The sequence below is a fragment of the Burkholderia sp. Ac-20384 genome (assembly GCF_017104605.1).
Lineage (GTDB): Bacteria > Pseudomonadota > Gammaproteobacteria > Burkholderiales > Burkholderiaceae > Burkholderia > Burkholderia lata.
On sequence record NZ_JAAGPE010000107.1, the window covers coordinates 1 to 17,768 of the forward strand.

The 17,768-nt window shown below is 56.5% G+C and carries 11 protein-coding genes and 2 pseudogenes; 6 read left to right on the plus strand and 7 right to left on the minus strand.

Annotated elements, in window-relative coordinates:
- Window positions 1-228: 228 nt before the first annotated feature.
- Complete coding sequence (locus tag G3O00_RS20695; RefSeq protein ID WP_206144153.1) at window positions 229-756, plus strand: HAD domain-containing protein; 528 nt, start codon at window positions 229-231, stop codon at window positions 754-756.
- Here the strand turns inward: G3O00_RS20695 and G3O00_RS20700 are convergent.
- The 5 genes from G3O00_RS20700 to G3O00_RS20720 form a co-directional block, all read right to left on the minus strand.
- The gene (locus G3O00_RS20700; protein WP_241025254.1) at window positions 725-1,240 is read right to left on the minus strand and encodes a 3'-5' exoribonuclease; all 516 of its coding nucleotides are present in this window, start codon (window positions 1,238-1,240) and stop codon (window positions 725-727) included. The genes G3O00_RS20695 and G3O00_RS20700 overlap by 32 nt on opposite strands.
- An 89-nt stretch (window positions 1,241-1,329) precedes the next feature.
- The gene (locus G3O00_RS20705) at window positions 1,330-2,610 is read right to left on the minus strand and encodes a hypothetical protein (protein WP_206144154.1); all 1,281 of its coding nucleotides are present in this window, start codon (window positions 2,608-2,610) and stop codon (window positions 1,330-1,332) included.
- A 419-nt stretch (window positions 2,611-3,029) separates the two neighbouring features.
- A complete protein-coding gene (locus G3O00_RS20710; protein ID WP_241025255.1) occupies window positions 3,030-4,175 on the minus strand; it encodes a hypothetical protein in 1,146 nt (381 codons plus the stop codon).
- Window positions 4,176-5,031: 856 nt separating this feature from the next.
- The gene (locus G3O00_RS43430; protein ID WP_346778989.1) at window positions 5,032-5,478 is read right to left on the minus strand and encodes a TniB family NTP-binding protein; all 447 of its coding nucleotides are present in this window, start codon (window positions 5,476-5,478) and stop codon (window positions 5,032-5,034) included.
- Window positions 5,468-7,429, minus strand: coding sequence for a DDE-type integrase/transposase/recombinase (locus G3O00_RS20720; RefSeq protein ID WP_206144156.1), 1,962 nt, complete (start codon window positions 7,427-7,429; stop codon window positions 5,468-5,470). The genes G3O00_RS43430 and G3O00_RS20720 overlap by 11 nt, the downstream gene beginning before the upstream one ends.
- On the opposite strand from G3O00_RS20720, the gene G3O00_RS20725 reads away from it, so the two are divergent.
- A complete protein-coding gene (locus G3O00_RS20725; RefSeq protein ID WP_206144157.1) occupies window positions 7,416-7,736 on the plus strand; it encodes a hypothetical protein in 321 nt (106 codons plus the stop codon). The genes G3O00_RS20720 and G3O00_RS20725 overlap by 14 nt on opposite strands.
- Window positions 7,737-7,745: 9 nt before the next feature.
- Here the strand turns inward: G3O00_RS20725 and G3O00_RS44140 are convergent.
- Together G3O00_RS44140 and G3O00_RS20730 are read right to left on the minus strand one after the other, a co-directional pair.
- Window positions 7,746-7,934, minus strand: a pseudogene (locus G3O00_RS44140) (hypothetical protein); the annotation flags it as partial.
- Window positions 7,935-8,350: 416 nt separating this feature from the next.
- Window positions 8,351-8,755 carry a helix-turn-helix transcriptional regulator gene (locus G3O00_RS20730; protein WP_206144158.1) on the minus strand — a complete coding sequence of 135 codons (405 nt, stop codon included), beginning with the start codon at window positions 8,753-8,755 and terminating at the stop codon, window positions 8,351-8,353.
- 410 nt (window positions 8,756-9,165) lie between these two features.
- On the opposite strand from G3O00_RS20730, the pseudogene G3O00_RS43435 reads away from it, so the two are divergent.
- From G3O00_RS43435 to G3O00_RS20745, 4 genes and pseudogenes are all read left to right on the plus strand, one after another.
- Window positions 9,166-9,279, plus strand: a pseudogene (locus tag G3O00_RS43435) (peptide transporter); the annotation flags it as partial.
- Between the two features lie 792 nt (window positions 9,280-10,071).
- Window positions 10,072-12,798 (plus strand): DEAD/DEAH box helicase family protein, encoded by a 2,727-nt coding sequence (locus tag G3O00_RS20735; protein WP_206144169.1) that lies wholly within the window; start codon window positions 10,072-10,074, stop codon window positions 12,796-12,798.
- Between the two features lies 1 nt (window position 12,799).
- Window positions 12,800-15,679: a site-specific DNA-methyltransferase gene (locus G3O00_RS20740; RefSeq protein ID WP_206144159.1), complete on the plus strand. Its 2,880-nt coding sequence runs from the start codon at window positions 12,800-12,802 to the stop codon at window positions 15,677-15,679.
- Complete coding sequence (locus G3O00_RS20745; protein ID WP_206144160.1) at window positions 15,679-17,757, plus strand: UvrD-helicase domain-containing protein; 2,079 nt, start codon at window positions 15,679-15,681, stop codon at window positions 17,755-17,757. Before G3O00_RS20740 ends, G3O00_RS20745 begins: the two co-directional genes overlap by 1 nt.
- The last annotated feature ends 11 nt before the right edge of the window (window positions 17,758-17,768 follow it).

Genomic DNA, 17,768 nt, shown 5'->3' on the forward strand with positions numbered 1-17,768 from the left:
GTGGGGGGAGAGGGGAGTCTTGACGAGATACTTGAGGGCGGGAGGAGATGAGGATGTAATGGGCGGAGCGCTCGCGCCAAGCGGTGCGGCGGGCAGAAGAGTGGTGGCCGCGGGCCGGCTAGGTGAGTATCAGCGAGAACAATCGAGTAGCATAGAAAGGTGCTGGAAGAAGCATGCTGCCCCGCCGGCACGGTCGCGGAACGGGCGTGGTCGTAGTGGTCCGTAGGGGTGAGTTCCGCAAGGAGCAAGCGGGCAACGATAGTCCTCGACATCGATGGAGTTCTACACCCCAATTCTGTGGGCGAGCTCGAATACGGGCCCAACGGGCCGGTGATCGTCGGACAGGGCGTTTGTTCACTGCAGACCAAGCTGGCCGAACGGGTCAGAGGGAAAGCAGTCGACCTCGCAATCCATAGCACCTGGATCTATATGTTCGACCTCAAACACCTGCAAGATGAGTATCTGCGCGAGCTGAGCGAGGCTGCCAAAATTTATCTCACGAATCGACGCATCGAGAGTCGCTCACTACGGATAGCGGACTATATCCGGAGGCGCCGACTGATGCTGGGCGATATCCTGATTCTGGACGACGCCCCAAAGGAATTTGCATCTGCCCCAGATCTGCAATCCCGTCTCGTCGTATGCGATCCGGCCCACGGGATAGACGATCCTGCGGTACTTCAACGGATTGATGAGTTCGTCTCCCAGGTGATCACAATCGATGTCAGTCGGAGCTCGATTTCGTGGGATGAGTAGATGGCGTTCCATCGTGCATCGCGTAACGCAGAGCACGGGCATCGTGTAGCGCATGGTGGCGACCGCCGAATTGCGTGTAGTAGGACTCCAACCGGACCTGGTCTGCCTGATCACGGACAAGCAGCCCCTGCCAGCCATTTGGTACACCGTCGAAGATGTCTACGAGAAGATCCCAGTCCCCTGGGAAGTCCATGCAGAAGATGCCGCGCTCGAACGGTCGGAGCCACTCGCAGAGAGCAGACCGGAGGTTCTCGCGAGAGAACACGCGATCAGGATATTGACCTAGCTGTGGCAGCACCGCTTCATGGACGAACGGGCTGCAGGTGCGTCGATCGAAATCGTTGCGTTCACCGTAAAACTCGCGGCCGTCCTCGGCGACCAATGCGATGCTGATTAGGTCGCAGTCGATGAAATCAGTGAATTCAGTGTCGACGTAAACTCGCATCATTGTCTCGCTAGCTTTGCGCACTCGGTTGATCAACATCTGACATCTCCGCATCATGCAGGCAAGCTGCATGGTGGTCGTCACTTGGCCTCGTAGCGTGAACCCGACCATCTTCGAACGGCGGTTCGTCAATCGTCCGATTCTATGTTGGCAGATCTGTCCCAGCCGACTGGTTTGCGGATCCAGTACTGTCGACCGCCGTCAACTGATGGACCCGTGACGATCTCGATGCCATGCTGTATTGCCCAATCTGGCGCATTTCGCACGGAGACTCCCGCCGACCGTGCGAACACTGCCAATGGTAGAAATGTTGCGGTGAAGTCTCGCAGATCGTCAATGTCGATCGCTCGAGTTGTTCGATTCCGCAGTCTAGCGATTTGCGTCCTAACGAGTCCGGCGTTGACGAGGTGGTACATCACTTCCTGTTTGATGCCGAGCCGCCGAGCAGCTGCAACGATGGACATCAGCGTCTCGGATTCCGATTGAGTTCGATTGGCCGAAATTGCGACGCCCTTATCGACGTAAATTGTTCGCAATGTCGGCGTTTGGTCATGCGCAATGACAAGGCGCGTTTTGCCGTCGGCAAGCAGACGGAAGAAGGCGACGGATGCGTCAATAGAGACATACAGCCGCAAGGCCTCGGCGATGCTAATCGGATCGTCAAGGGGGCGAACGTCTTGGCCGCCAGCAGCCAGAATGCTATCGAGAAAGCGATCGAGGGACTTCGTATTGACCAATCTTTCGTTTGTATCAATGAGACCGGCCTTAGTAAGTGCCTCGATACGTTTGACCGACATTCCAATGTAGCGCGCAGCAGTCGTCGGGGCGACGAGCGACCTCTGGATCTCCATGAGACGCTGAACATCGGTCTCATTGACCACAAACCTGATTCGTCCCGTCCGAGTTTGTCGAATCGGCACTACCTCGCCTGCTTGGGTGAGCATATTGGCGATCGTTCGGCTCCCGATTAGCCGACGACCATGCCGATCAGTGATTGCCGGAGCCGTCGTGCTCCTTCGTCCCCTGGCGACCATAGGTTCGTTGCCGGACGTATGCTCTACGTATTGGTCTAATAGATCGAGCATCCACTGACGCTGAGCGTCTTTCAAATGCTTGCGCAACATGACGAGCAACTGCGGAAACGCTTCTGATAGTAGCGGGACGTTCTGCCCCTCGGTTCGAGGAGCGCGGAGGCGATTCAGAAGTCCGAAGCAATCGCAGCGACTGCCCATCAATTGTGCACCTGCCGTCACGACGATTCGCTCGATATTCTCTGACCGCCGCGAGGCCTTCTTCAATGGTTTGCCGCGTAGTCCGAACACAGACAATGCCCCAAGAAAGCGGGCGAGGCTCCAACGGTCGGAAGCAGATAGCAGGCTAGCATCGATCTCGAACTGATCATTCAGCAACCTCAGGACATCATCCGAGAATGCGTCAACCTCCGCGCTTTGGAGCGATGCGCCGCAACTACAAGTCGCGAAACGAACGTGTTTCCAGCGCAACCTTCGTCTGCACATCGCGCATTGCGAAGTGAGCCAGCATTTGTGAACGAAGCATCCGGTGTTCTCTGCGTACCAATCATCACGCCAGTAGCTATCAGATGCCGCGAGGCAGTACGGGCACCAGCGAGCAACGCCGTGAGTCTTCGGTAGGTCAGGCTCGGAGTAGGTGAGCCAACTAGGGCTGGAAAGACCGTTCGCGAATGCGACACGTAAGCGATAGCCTAGAAAACTCTCATCGGAATGTGCTGAGGGGCGCACCAAAAAATGACCCGAGAACAGGGCCATTCCAATGGTGTGCCAATGTTTGCCATGGACCGGCTCACGCTTCATGACGACAACAATGAAAGCTGGCCGGGCATGCGCTCTTCGTACTTGCGCCGCGCGGTTTCTATGCGTCTGAGCTTCCGGAGGAGTTCGACTGCATATTGATCGATGAAGTAGGCCGATAGCCCGGTATCGTCGGTTTTTTTGAAAACCGGTAGCTTTCCACTAAGTGCCTCGTTTACCAAAGCGAGCGAGGCGGTCATTGGGCGCTGGTGCCAGGACATCCATTGGCCGAAGAGTGGATAGAGTAGAGTGCCACCAGCAGCAAATGGCCGCGATACGCTGTCTAAGGTTCTGCAGGCGTCAGCCACATCCGATTTCCGAACGAAAGTGTGTGTACCAACAGTAACGGGACGAAGCAATCCCATAGCCGAAAGCGCAGCGTATCCTCGGTGCTCAGTGCGCGATCTGCCGTGTACGTGCCGTAAAGGAACCAGTGATGCAAACCATCGCCGGCACGCCTCGACGGTCCGCCGCGGAAGATAGGTCTGGTAAGTCATGCCATATGCGACGATGCGAGCATCTGAACCGAGCCTGTTCAGTGCAAGGTGCTTCAGAACGCCATGCGGGCATCCGATGGACAACACAGCTTCATGGAGCCTGACATAGCCGTGTGGTACACCGTGACAATTGGGGCGAGACTGGTGGGCCGCCGCAGTACTGTCCGACCAATCGCTCATAAAGTATCTTTGTCGCAGCTCTTCGATAGGTAGCTTTGACAAGCAGGTTGGTCGATGAGGCTCCTCAAGCAGCATGCGACGAAGACGGGTAAGTATCGTGAGCCTTGGGGTGCCCGTAGCCTCCTGCAAAAATGCACGTATGCCGTCCAAGTCCGGCTCGAACGAGAGCTGTTTTTTTTCGATTATCTCGGCGATTCGGGTCGATCGTGGGACGTCAATTTGCCGATATCCGACTTTTTCCACGGCTACCGCAACTGCGTCGAACAGCGCTTCCAGGAACAGTATGCACGTGAGTTGAGCGTACGCCTGCGGAACTTGGCCGTCGACGATCAAGCGTTCGAAACCAGACCATAGTCGCTGATAGTGACGCCTCTCGACTGGCATGGGGCATACGGCGCCTTCACATAGCTGTTCATTCGTCACTTCGGTGAGGAGATATTTGTCGGATCGCTTGTAGCCGAGCGTCATCACCGGTTCGGCTAGATCATCTTTGAGGCGAACACTATGGATTGTGCACATCTCGAGCCGCGTTAGGCGCCAGCGTGATCGGATGTACCGTGACTCCAGCATGCACTCGGGGCAATACCGAATCTTGTTGGCGCGGGTGACAACGCTCCAACGGGGTAGCGCGTAATCGCCCCAAACCGGATAGCCAGTTGATTTGGTCGCAGCCGTTACCGCGAGCGTGGGGCGAATCCTCTCGATATCGCACAGCCGAGGTCGGTATGTACCGTTTGCTCTGGCAACCCTGAATAGGTACGTTTCGGACCACTCATCCGGTTGAGGAGCCGGACGATACAATGGCTGACCACATGGAATCGTGAAATTCATGTTATCGCTCCACAGGTGCAAATGGTTCGTCACCCTTCACAAGTGGCATGTTGTTGAACTGTTTGTGGAATGGATTTCGATTGTTAGGGCAGCCTGGGTAGATGACAGTTCGGAACGCGTCTGCGAGGACCGCGACGGTAAGCTTCGGGTGCGGTTGGGCATAAGCCAATTCGACGGCGCGAACCAAGAGCCTACGAATGTCGCGAAGGCGCCCGTCAGTTGCAAAGGCGAATAGCCTGGCCATGACCTCGCTCGAAATGTCCACCGTGGGCAGGTTTCTCAGATATCCCTTGAAAACATTCAGTACGCTTCGGAACTCGTGTTCGGCTGACTTGGTTGCGACGGAGAAGCGTTCTATTTCGACGACTTCTCTGAAGCGTCCACGCAATTGATCGTTGGTTGCGAGTACGCGTCTACTGCGGGGGATGCCAGAAAGGACAAACGACACCCGAGTTGCATCGACTAGACGTTTGAGCCAATCAGCGCTGGTATGTCAGGTTTTTTCTCCACCGCGATCCACCAGGTGATTGACCTCATCGACGATGACTACTCTGACACGACATGTTTTGATCAGGAAGACGAGTCGAGCTGTTAGGTCTACTTCCTTTCCAAGATTCCACTTGGGATCGCCGAGTGCAAGGAGCATAGTGCTCGCCATCGTTTTGGGGGAAGGAGCTTGCCCGAGTGGTACGTAAAGCACCGGTATCTCGGTGAGTTCCTGGTGCTCAATGACCGGATGCTTTCGAGTGTAATTGCTGAGGAGAGTCGACTTGCCTACGCCAGACTCGCCTATCAGCATGAGGTGCTCCGCCTCCTCATGCATGCACTGGTATTCGTACAAACGTTCCAATCTTGCGAGCACGCGCTTGACGTGATGAAAGTAAACGAAGTTAGATCTGGTATCCTTAATAATTAAAGCAAGAAAGGGATCAATTTTCACGGTCCACCTCAATATCAAAGGAATCGAGATCAGCGTCGATGAGCTCATCTGAATTCGACGAAAACATATCCGAGTTGATATCGGATTGTTGCGTCAAGGGAGGGACTTGGGGGCGGTTAGCTGATTTTGACGTGATGTGTCCCTGACGTGCACCACGCTTTCGGTCTTTGAGCTTCTTCGACAGCATCGCGTCGTTGCTCATCTCACGAATCATTTCTTCAGCATTGGCCCGAGTTCGTTGGTGAGCATCAGAATCTTTGTACCGATTCTTCACAGCTTGGGCTTGCTCGACCGTCAGATTCTGATACTGGTCATCAGTGTTGCGTGCGCTGAGGTACCGATTTTCGATCGGGTCCCATACGTAGATCACACCAGCGTTTTCGTACGGTGCCTTGATATGCACGGTGGATTTAGCCGGCAGCATGAGCCGCAGGGCGCGTAGTTCTTGTGAGGTGTAACGGAAGGCGTTGTGGTCAATGCCGTAGTGCTGTAGTTTGCATTCAGCGTGCTCGCCGAATTCAATGCTGAGATCGTCAGCATTGCATTTCAATAATGGAGGATTCACTGCGGCAGCCTCTTTCCAAACGTCGATCGGCGTGCGACCGTCTAGGCCCTTATGGGGCCTCAGGTGGTAAACATGCGTGATCCAGATATGGACCATTTCGATGAGCTTCTCGAACGTCAGGCATGCGTCGTCTTCTGCCTTGAATCCGATGCGTTGATGGACCTTCGCGAGGGTGGTGCCAGGAAGTTTGTGTATGAAAGAGTAGTTGAACGTTTTGAGAAATCGCTCGACGAAAGGCTTGTCATTCGGATCACGGGATGCTGCGTATTCGCAGACCACACCCAAGTTGTTCATGGCGTCAACGACTGCATGTGCGTGCATTTCTCGCCCATTGTCCATGAGCAAGCGCTCAGGCCAGCCGTGGCATGGCCATTCGATATCCAACTCCGGGAAGCGCTCTCGTAGATAGCTCTTGGGCATCATGGCGTGCCGCAGCGCTTCGAATACAGCGTGAACTCCATGTCCTGCCGAACTGATGCAGAAGCCGAGAACGCATCGGGAAAATCGATCGATGACGACCGTGAACATCGGTCTATCGATGGCACGACCACTCGCGTCCGCGTACATGAGATCTATCGGCGAATGGTCAATTTCGACGATCTCGAGGATTCGCGTGACTTGTCGTGCGCGATGCTGGTCAGCGAATCGGCGTCGAGCCTCGCGTACGCCAAAGCGAGCTGCATCTCGATCGTATGCGGCGAGGTCGTGGATGCGCCTTTGAACTGTCCTGAGCCCTGGGACCTTCAGCCACTCTGACTCGATGCGTAGCGTGTTTTGGCGTTGGATCTCGAGGAACACCGCGTTGTGAACTTCTTCTGCGGTTCCCCTTTTGCTATTGAGGAAGGCTGTTTCGATTTTTTCGTGGATGATGCCCTCCACGATTGGATCTAGTCTCGATTTTGTCTTTCCTCCTCGATGTTCCACCCGAGCGAAAAGTGCTCGGATATCGAACTGAGCGATGCGGTAACGGCGGCGCCACCGATATATAGTGGTCTCATGGGGCGGTTTCAGATCGACGAGATCTATCGCGACTTTTTGGATGGCTTTGCGTAGTGCAGACCGACGACCCGCGAATGCATCCATCCGATCGAGCATCACTAGATAGTTGATGCGTCGACGAAATTCGAAATCGCCTAGGTCGCCGGCCGAAGTGCTGGCCTCTATTGCGTCGCTGAACGCGGTGCGTTTCGGGGGGCGCTGATATTGTTTGCTATTGGTAGTACGAAGATACCCTCGCAAATATTCTTCCAGAAGCTCAGCCTCACTGTGGCTGGAGAACTCCCCCGTAACCGTGTTTTCCAGTTGTGCGATGTCGCCTTGAACGCGGACGATGCGGAACGAACCTTCGCCCCGGAAGACGATTTGATCCTTGATGAAGTTTGCCATGGTGATTCTCCAGTTAACGAATCGAGGCAGGCAGAAGGTCGTCTGGGTCGCGTTTCATGATCCGCTGGAGCAGAGCGTCACACTCATGCTTGGCGCTTTCCCATTGCTGCTGCACCTCTGCAGGCGGATGCGATCCGTGTTCGGGATCCCAGAGGGTTGCGTCGATGTTTGGCCGATACCTGCCGGGCATTGGGCGCGCTTTGAGGAGCAGTTCGAGTTGACGCTGAAGGGTGTTGCTGACGAGGTCACTTCGCAGTACAAGGTGGAAGCGGACGCCACGTTGCCGGAAGTGTCGGGCGGCAGATGAAACTCGAACGGTAGCTTGCGAGTGCTTGGTGATTGACCGGTCGTCCTTGACCTCGAGAAATATTGCACCGACGGTCGTTTCGATTTTTAGGTCGGGTGTGTAACGTCGCCTGCAGGTACCGTCGAGATATTCGAATACTTGTGGTTGAGTCGCGATTGACTTGACTGAAGGGGCGACTTCCAAGAACCGAAGTGCCATCTCCTCGATGAGGCTTTCGTACTGCGCTGGCTTGGCCGACTTTCGGCTGGGGAATATCCCTCGAGCACCGCGACCAGAAACTGTCACGATGCGGCGCGGCCGGCGTGATGACGAAGAAATTGATGATGATTCTGGCACGAGTTTGCTCCCTCGCGTCTGCAATAGACGCTAGCGATTGAGAAAGCGCGCCCCTTCGACAACGGTACGTTGTCGAATTCGGCCCGAAGAATGGACGAGCGGTGCTTGAGATTCAACCAAAAGTCGTTGAATCCTGAAGGCGCGCAAATCAAAGGGCGATAGAAGGGCTTGACGCCGAGATCAGATCGGTGGAGACTCGTACTTGCTCGGTGACGAATCTTTTCTGGTTCTGATCCCAAAAGCGCTACAGGCCTTCTGGTTTTGTGGCGCTTTTGTTTTTACATAGCTCCTCCACTATCGATGCTCACGGTGGATGCCGTAGCGTTCCGAATCTGAACGATCGCTGCATGTACTTTTGCGATCGTCTCCATGTCTGCCTCCGTCAAAGCTTGGTCCCCGACCAGAGCAGCTATGACCCGATACTTGTACAGAGGTAGCGGGTCGGATAAGCGCAGCAGACGCTTGGAGCTTTCTGCGACCTCCTCCAGTTCGAGCCGACCACTGACATCGAGTGCTAGCGCTCGTCCCAACTGATCGATGAAGACCATGTCGCCGGGCGTACGAACTCCGCGTTCGATCGCACTGATGTACGCGTCGTCCACGCCGAGTCGGCGTGCGAGTTCGGTCTGCGTGAGCTTGAGCACTTTGCGGCGAGCTCGGACAAATTTTCCAAATTCTGTCACGTGAGATTCAACGACAAGGTTTCTTCGAATTTTTGCAGAATAAGATCGAAGAAGGCGAAGGTCAATGAGTGATTTTCGAGAAAATATGACGAATAAAGAACAAATATTTTTTTAAATTATCGATGGCCTAAATTAAAATATGTTTCTTGAACGGTCGGAAGCATGGAGGGCTCTGAATTGAGGGAGAGGGTCTCAATAGATAAAATTTGATCGCTGCCATGCGAGACCCGCGAACTATCACGATTGGCTGTCGAGAGCGAAAATCCATTGTTGTCTTGGCACGGCGTACGGCTTGGGGCATGAGTCTGCAGCCAATTTCCCACTGAAAGCCGCTTGCGGCAGCGGGGTACTGTACCCGCGAACGATCGGGACGTCGTGATGCGCTGCGAGCCACCGTACCGGCAAGAATGGGCAGCGTTGCGACGCAGGTTGGTGCACACGGTGCCGACACACCGGTCTGCAAGTCGACTGGATTTCTGACGGCACGCCTCACAGTCGGATTTCGGGTGACTGCGCAGTTCTAGTGTTGTCGGTGTCTGGACTCCTCCCCGGGGGCAATGCACTTTGTGTGGCAGCGTCAATGGCTGCTGATGCTCGATTCGAGTCGCCGAATGGAAGCGCAGTGGCAGAGTGTTGATTGTGCGGATGTATGAGGTATACGGGCATACTGGACCGATCCGACTGTTAGGTCCGACGCCTCGTCCGCCGACGGCGAGCGGAGAGAAGATCACCGCGACGCGATACAATCTCGCGAAACTTTAAGCCACCATCAACACCAAGAATGTCTAAGTCAGCCGGGAAGACGTGGGTAAGGGGATCTTGATGGAATTGATCAACCGAATCAGCCGCTTGCTGGATGAAGGCCTCGAACAAACCGGCCGGCCGGGGGGGCGGCTGAAAATCAGAGCCTCGTGCTTTGAATCGCCCCGAAACAGCCTAAAAATCAGGGGACTAAAGAAGTGAGTGACCAGTTTTTCAAGCAGCCTATTCTCAATTCTCCTTACGGCTACCCCTCTCGGCACTGGGAACTCGACGATGAGGGACAACCTACGCAGCAAATCGCCGAGTCACGCCGAGCATCCAGCTTCATTAGCCCGATTCCGAAACCACGCCGGCACAACGGCGAGCAGGCTACTCTGGCGCTGGATGAAGTCGAGAATCTGGCTGACGACGGGCAGCGCTACCGCCATTCGGAGCTGATCAATGCAGTGCGGCGCGAGGTCGATGCTTGGCGTCGCTTGCCACTGGCGCAGTGGCGCGTCACGCCTGAAACAGCCCGTTTGCTGGAGCACTGGCGTAACCACAAGTTCTCCGGAGTGCGCCCATTCTTTTGTCAGGTCGAAGCGGCCGAGACAGCTATCTGGTTGACCGAGGTCGCCCCGCAGCTCGGCAAGAACGGTGACCGCTTTCTCGATCAGCTGAAGAAGGCCAGCAACGATGCCAATCCCGGCCTGATGCGTTTGGCGCTGAAGCTGGCCACCGGTGCTGGCAAGAATCCGGTCATGGCCATGCTTATCGCGTGGCAGACAGTCAATGCAGTGCGGCAGCCGCAGAGCAAGAAAGTCACTCGTGGGTTCCTGCTGGTCGCACCGGGCCTGACCATCAAGGACCGCCTACGCGTGCTGCTGCCCAACGATGTGGACAGCTACTACGCCAACCGCGAGATCGTGCCGCGCGAAATGCTGGCTGATCTGGACAAGGCGAAGATTGTCATCACCAACTACCACGCTTTCAAGCTGCGCGAGCGAATGGAATTGTCCAAGGGAGGCCGCCGCTTGCTGCAAGGCCGTACCGGCAACGAGCTGGACACGCTGGAAACCGAGGGCCAGATGCTCCAACGAGTCATGCCGGAATTGATGGGACTGAAGAACATTCTCGCCATCAACGACGAGGCGCACCATTGCTATCGAGAGAAGCCGCACGCTTCCGAGGACGACGAGGATCTTGATAAAGATCAGAAAGCCGAGGCCGAGGAAAATAATAAAGCTGCACGGCTGTGGATTTCTGGCCTGGAAGCAGTGAACCGCAAGCTGGGACTGCAGCAGGTGATGGACCTGTCGGCCACACCTTTCTTCCTGGCCGGTTCCGGCTATGTGGAAGGCACGCTGTTTCCTTGGACGATGAGCGATTTTTCGCTGATGGACGCCATCGAATGCGGCATCGTCAAATTGCCGCGTGTGCCGGTGGCCGATAACATCCCCGGCGCAGAAATGCCCATCTATCGCGATCTCTGGAAGCACATCGGCAAAAAGATGCCTAAGAAGGGGCGTGGCAAGAACGCCCAGCTCGATCCATTGGCCATCCCAGTGGAATTGCAGACCGCACTGGAAGCCCTGTACGGCCACTACCTCAAAACCTACGAGGCCTGGAAGCACGCAGGCATCAATGTGCCGCCATGCTTTATCGTGGTGTGCAACAACACTGCTACTTCCAAACTGGTGTTTGATTACATCTCCGGTTTTGAGCGCACGAATGAAAATGGCTCCATCACGCGCGTGCCGGGGCGATTGGAACTGTTCCGCAACTTCGACGAGCATGGCGAGCCGCTGGCGCGTCCGAATACCTTGCTGATCGATAGCGAGCAACTCGAATCCGGCGAGGCCCTCGACGATAACTTCCGAGGTATGGCCGCAGACGAGATCGAACGCTTCACGCGCGAGATCATTGAGCGCACCGGCGATCGCCGCCAGGCAGAGAACCTGAGTGACAGCGAATTGCTGCGAGAGGTGATGAACACCGTTGGCAAGCAGGGTCGCTTGGGCGAACAAATCCGCTGCGTGGTGTCGGTGTCCATGCTCACGGAAGGTTGGGATGCTAATACCGTTACCCACATCCTCGGTGTGCGTGCGTTCGGCACACAGTTACTGTGCGAACAGGTGATTGGCCGTGCCCTACGCCGTCAGAATTATGAACTGAACGAAAACACGAGCCTGTTCGACGTGGAATATGCCGACGTATTCGGCATTCCCTTCGACTTCACCGCCAAGCCGGTCGTTGCCCCTCCTCCCACGCCCCGCGAAACCGTCACTGTCAAGGCGCTGCGCCCGGAACGCGACTATTTGGAAATCCAGTTTCCGCGCGTGCAGGGCTATCGCGTCGAGTTGCCAGACGAACAACTCGAGGCCGAATTCAACGACGATCACCACCTCGCCTTGACGCCAGACATGGTCGGCGCGACCAAGACTCACAACGCTGGCATCATCGGCGAAGCGGTGGAGCTGGACATCAAGCATTTGCGAGACGTGCGTCAGTCCACCTTGCTGATGGAGCTGACCAAGCACCTGTTGTTCCAGCATTGGCGTGATCAAGGCCAGGATGCGCCGATTGCCTTGTTCGGTCAGCTCAAGCGTATCGTGCGCCAGTGGCTGGACGAGTGCTTGGAATGCAAGGGCGAAACGTACCCAGCGCAGTTGATGTATCGCGAACTGGCGGACATGGCCTGCCAGCGCATCACCAAGGGCATCACCGCAAAGGAGCTGAAAAAGGGGCGGCAGGTCAAGGCCATCCTTGACCCGTTCAACCAGACCGGCAGCACTGCGCATGTGCGCTTCAACACTTCGCGCCCGGGCAGCGAACGCTGGGACACCCTCGGGGTGGAGAACCAGCCGAAAAACCAAGTGAACTGGGTGATCCTGGACAGTGGATGGGAAGGCGAATTTTGTCGTGTCGCTGAGTCGCACCCTAAGGTGCTGGCCTATACCAAGAACCACAACCTCGGCCTGGAAGTGCCTTACCGCTTCGGCTCGGTCAACCGCATTTACATCCCGGACTTCATCGTGCAAGTGGACGACGGACGTGGCAAGAACGACCCGCTGAACCTGATCGTCGAGATCAAGGGTTACCGGCGCGAGGATGCAAAGGAGAAGAAGTCCACCATGGACACCTACTGGATTCCTGGCGTGAACCACCTCGGCACGCATGGCCGCTGGGCCTTCGTCGAGTTCGGCGACGTGTACGAAATGCAGGAAGACTTCGCCAAGGAGGTCGAGGCGAAGTTCAACCAGATGATTGAAGCGGCTGCGCCGGGAAACAAGGAACACTGAGATGGCAACCAAGAAAACGCAGATGCCCGGCAAGAGCATTGAGCAGATCACGCATACTGAGGCTAAACGCAAGAACATCCCGACCGTAGAGCATCAGTCGGTGATGCAGCAACACGAGCAGGCGCCGGTGAAGGTCAAGTATCCGCGCGGCGACAATGGGCTGGATGACGAAAAGGCTCAGCGCAACCGCGACCTCGACCCACAACTGGTCTGGCGCGGCAAGGATCAGCAGGACTGGTCAGATCTGGTCGTCAATGCGCCGCCGCTGTACATCCAGGAGAAGGTGAAGCCCAAGGTTCTGATCGATGATCTGCGACGCGTCAGCGAAGCCGCCGCACCGCAGACCGGCACGTTAGATCTGTTCGGCGACTTCAATGGTCTGCCCGAAGGTGCGGATCGCACCGAGTTTTACCAACACGAGGGGCATTGGCAGAACCGGATGATCCTGGGCGACAGCTTGCAGGTGATGGCGAGTTTGGCCGAGCGTGAGGGGTTGCGCGGCAAGGTGCAGTGCATTTATTTCGATCCGCCGTATGGGATTAAGTTCAACAGTAACTTCCAGTGGTCAACCACAAGTCGCGATGTGAAGGACGGTAACGCCAGCCACATCACCCGTGAGCCGGAGCAGGTGAAGGCGTTTCGAGACACATGGCGTGATGGCATTCATTCGTACCTGACTTATCTGCGAGACCGGTTGATGGTGGCGCGGGATTTGTTAACCGAAAGCGGTTCGATTTTTGTGCAGATTGGCGATGAGAATGTGCATCGCGTGCGCGCGCTGCTGGATGAGGTTTTTGGCGAATCGAATTGCATCTCCCAAATCGCTTTTCGAACTACAACTGGCCGTGCAGGTGACTATCTCGCGGCTGCATCGAATTATCTAATTTGGTTCGCAAAAGATTCCTCTAAATGCAAATACCGTGCTGTTTATCAAGATAAATCTGCTGGCAGCTCAACCGAGCAGGTTTATTCGCTGCTTCGACTCAATGACGGGTCGAGCGTGCGGATCACTGGTGAGCAGAAGAAGGATTCATCCCTGATTCCCGAGGGCGCGCGTTTGTTTCGTCCCGACAATATCACGAGTTCTCGGATTGCCGGTGACGGCGATGTGAGGAAATTCGATTTTAACGGTAGGAGCTACACGCCGGGGAAAGGGACTTTTAAAACGGATGAAACCGGCCTGTCCCGTCTCTCGAAAGGCGAGCGTATTTGGCCCACGTCAAAAGGCACGATTCAATACATTCGCTACTTGGATGATTTTCCCGTGATTCCTTTCTCGAACGTGTGGACTGACACAGGAACCGGCTCTTTCACTGATGACAAAGTTTATGTCGTGCAAACCGGAACAAAAGTCATCGAACGCTGTATTCAGATGAGCACCGACCCCGGCGACTTGGTGCTCGATCCGACTTGCGGCTCCGGCACGACCGCCTACGTTGGCGAACAATGGGGGCGCCGTTGGATCACCATCGATACTAGCCGCGTTGCGCTGGCGTTGGCCCGTGCACGTATTATGGGCGCGCGCTACCCGTTCTACCTACTCGCTGATTCTCGTGAAGGCCAGTTGAAGGAAGGCGAAATCACGCGCAGCGCCCCGTCCAGCCAACTTACCTACGGCAACATTGCCCACGGCTTCGTCTATGAGCGCGTGCCGCACATCACCCTTAAGTCTATCGCCAACAATGCCGAGATCGACGTCATCTGGGATAAGTTCCAGGCCGTGCTGGAACCGTTGCGCGAAGCCTTGAATGAGGCCTTGGGCAAGAAGTGGCAGGAGTGGGAAATTCCGCGCGAAGTTGATACGAAGTGGGGCGCGAAAGCCAAGAAGTTGCACGCCGACTGGTGGCAGCAACGCATTGCCCGGCAAAAGGAAATCGACGCCTCCATCGACGCCAAGGCTGAGTTCGAGTTCCTCTACGACAAACCGTATGAGGACAAGAAACGCGTGCGCGTGGCCGGCCCCTTTACCGTCGAATCGCTTTCGCCGCACCGTGTGCTGGGTGTGGACGAGGAAGACAACCTTATTGACCATGTGGCCGAGGCCCAAGCCGAATACAGCCAGGACTTTGCCAGCCTGATCCTGGCTAACCTGCGCACCGCTGGTGTGCAGCAGGCGCATAAGGCCGACAAGATCGAATTCACATCACTGGAACCGTGGCCGGGCGAACTGATCTGTGCCGAAGGCCGCTACCTGGAAAACGGACAGGTGAAGCGTGCCGGCATCTTGGTCGGCCCAGAATTCGGCACCGTCAGCCGAGCTGATCTCGTGGATGCCGCCCGCGAGGCTGGAGATGCCAACTTCGACGTACTTCTCGCCTGCGCTTTTAACTACGATGCACCTGCCAGCGAGTTCAGCAAGCTGGGCCGCATCAACGTGCTCAAGGCGCGTATGAACGCTGACCTGCACATGGCCGAAGACCTGAAGAACACCGGCAAGGGCAATCTATTCGTGATCTTCGGCGAGCCGGATGTCGACGTGCTGGACACACAGGGCCGCAGCATTCGCCGATACGACGGCAAGCGTGACGTCATTGAGGTACCTGCCGACGGGCAACTGGTGGTGCGCATCAACGGTGTGGACGTATTCCATCCCAGCACCGGCGAAGTGCGTAGCGACGGAGCAGAAGGTATCGCCTGCTGGTTCTTGGACACCGACTACAACGAGGAGTCTTTCTTCGTCCGCCATGCCTACTTCCTTGGCGCGAACGACCCGTACAAGGCGCTGAAGACCACTCTCAAGGCTGAAATCGACCCCGACGCTTGGGCGACACTCAACTCCGACACCTCGCGCCCGTTCTCGAAGCCGAGCAACGGGCGGTTTGCGGTGAAGGTCATCAATCACCTCGGCGATGAGGTGATGAAGGTATTTAGGGTGAACTGATGGAATTCCGCGTCGCTGATACGTTTACCACCAGCCTCGCCCGCTTAAGCGGCGATGAGCAGAAGGCTGCCAAGACCACCGCGTTCGATTTGCAGGTTGATCCGAGCGGCAAGGGCATGAGCTTTCATAAGCTTGACCGGGCCAAAGACCCGAATTTCTGGTCGGTGCGCGTCAGCCGGGATATCCGCCTTATCGTCCACAAGACCACCGGCAGTTTGCTGCTGTGCTACGTCGATCACCACGACAAGGCCTACCAATGGGCTGAACGACGTAAGCTGGAGGTGCATCCGACCACCGGGGCTGCACAACTCGTCGAAATTCGGGAGCGTGTCGAGGAGGTCCTCGTTCCGAAGTACGTTGAGGACAGCACGCCGGCCACGCAGCAGAAGCCGAAATTGTTCTCAAAATTCGGCGATGCGCAACTGCTTGCCTATGGCGTCCCGCAGGAATGGCTGGCCGATGTAAAGGCTGCCGACGAGGATTCGCTGCTGGAACTGGCCGACCACCTGCCCGGCGAAGCGGCCGAAGCCCTGCTTGAACTGGCGACTGGCGGCACCCCGGTATTGTCAGAAGTTGCGGGCAAGGGAACGGATCCGTTCCAGCATCCGGATGCGCAACGCCGCTTCCGAATCATGTCCGATATGGACGAGTTGGCCCGCGCCTTGGAGTATCCGTGGGACAAGTGGACAGTGTTCCTGCATCCGGCACAGCGGCAACTCGTCGATCGAAATTACAACGGCGCAGCGCGCGTGTCCGGCTCGGCGGGCACGGGCAAAACCGTGGTGGCCTTGCACCGCGCTGTGCATCTGGCACGCAAGGACGAAGACGCGCGCGTTCTGCTTTCCACGTTTTCCGACACGCTGGCAAACGCGCTGCGCGGCAATTTGTACCGGCTTATCTGGAACACTCCCAAGCTCGGCGAGCGTATCGACGTGGCTGCGATGCAGGCCATCGGCATTCGCTTATATACGGCGGAATTCGGCAAACCGGCATTTGCTGGCCGAGATGAAATTATCGCACTGCTGAAGACTGCTGCCATGCAGGTCGATGGCCTGAAAGCCAACGCTGCATTCCTGCTATCCGAATGGGAGGACGTGGTGGACACCTGGCAGGTCGATGACTGGGAGACTTACCGGGACGCCAAGCGGCTGGGCCGAAAGACACGCCTGCCGGAAGCGCAGCGCGTCTTGTATTGGCAGGCGTTCGCCCAGGTGCAGGCGCAATTGAAACAGGTCGGCAAGATTACTCCCGCTGAAATGTTCGCCAAGCTTGCCGAAGTCATGCCCAAGCGCAAGCATCCGGTATTCGATTACGTCGTGGTGGACGAGGCGCAGGACATTAGCGTGCAACAATTGCGCTTCCTTGCGGCGATTGCCGGCAACCGCGCCAACGCACTCTTCTTCGCTGGCGATCTCGGCCAACGCATCTTCCAGACGCCATTCTCATGGAAACATCTTGGCGTTGATGTGCGTGGTCGCTCGCGTACGCTCAATATCAATTACCGCACGTCACACCAGATTCGCTCGCAGGCCGACCGACTGCTTGGCCCCGAGGTATCCGATGGGGACGGAAACGTCGAAAGCCGCAAGGGTACGATTTCCGTGTTCAATGGGCCGGAGCCGACCATTTGCAGCTATGCCGATGCCGAGACGGAAAGCCAAGCCGTTGGCGTATGGTTGAAGCACTGCAACAGCAGCGGCGTGCTGCCACAGGAAATCGGCGTCTTCGTCCGATCCGAAAGCGAACTGTTTCGCGCACAGGCGGCCGTAAAAGCCGCCGGCCTGCAGGGGCGCGTGCTTGGCAAGGACATGGCGACAGAAGAGGGCTTCGTCAGCATCACTACCATGCATTTGGCCAAGGGTATGGAATTCCGTGTGGTCGCGGTGATTGCCTGCGATGATGAAATCATTCCTTCACAGGTGCGCATCGATACTGCCGCCGACGAGGCCGAGCTTACCGAAATCTACAACACCGAGCGCCAGTTGTTGTATGTGGCTTGCACCCGTGCCCGCGATCAATTGCATGTCTCCGCGGTGAAGCCGGAGTCGGAATTTCTGGGGGACTTGCTGCAAAAGTAGCTATGCGTGTC

Bases quoted from the DNA above. Each gene is read 5' to 3' on its own strand.
- G3O00_RS20700 (WP_241025254.1), bottom strand. From the start codon at position 1,240: ATGTTGATCAACCGAGTGCGCAAAGCTAGCGAGACAATGATGCGAGTT.
- G3O00_RS20710 (WP_241025255.1), bottom strand. From the start codon at position 4,175: ATGACGCTCGGCTACAAGCGATCCGACAAATATCTCCTCACCGAAGTG.
- G3O00_RS20725 (WP_206144157.1), top strand. From the start codon at position 7,416: ATGAAGTTTGCCATGGTGATTCTCCAGTTAACGAATCGAGGCAGGCAG.
- G3O00_RS20720 (WP_206144156.1), bottom strand. From the start codon at position 7,429: ATGGCAAACTTCATCAAGGATCAAATCGTCTTCCGGGGCGAAGGTTCG.
- G3O00_RS20740 (WP_206144159.1), top strand. From the start codon at position 12,800: ATGGCAACCAAGAAAACGCAGATGCCCGGCAAGAGCATTGAGCAGATC.
- G3O00_RS20745 (WP_206144160.1), top strand. From the start codon at position 15,679: ATGGAATTCCGCGTCGCTGATACGTTTACCACCAGCCTCGCCCGCTTA.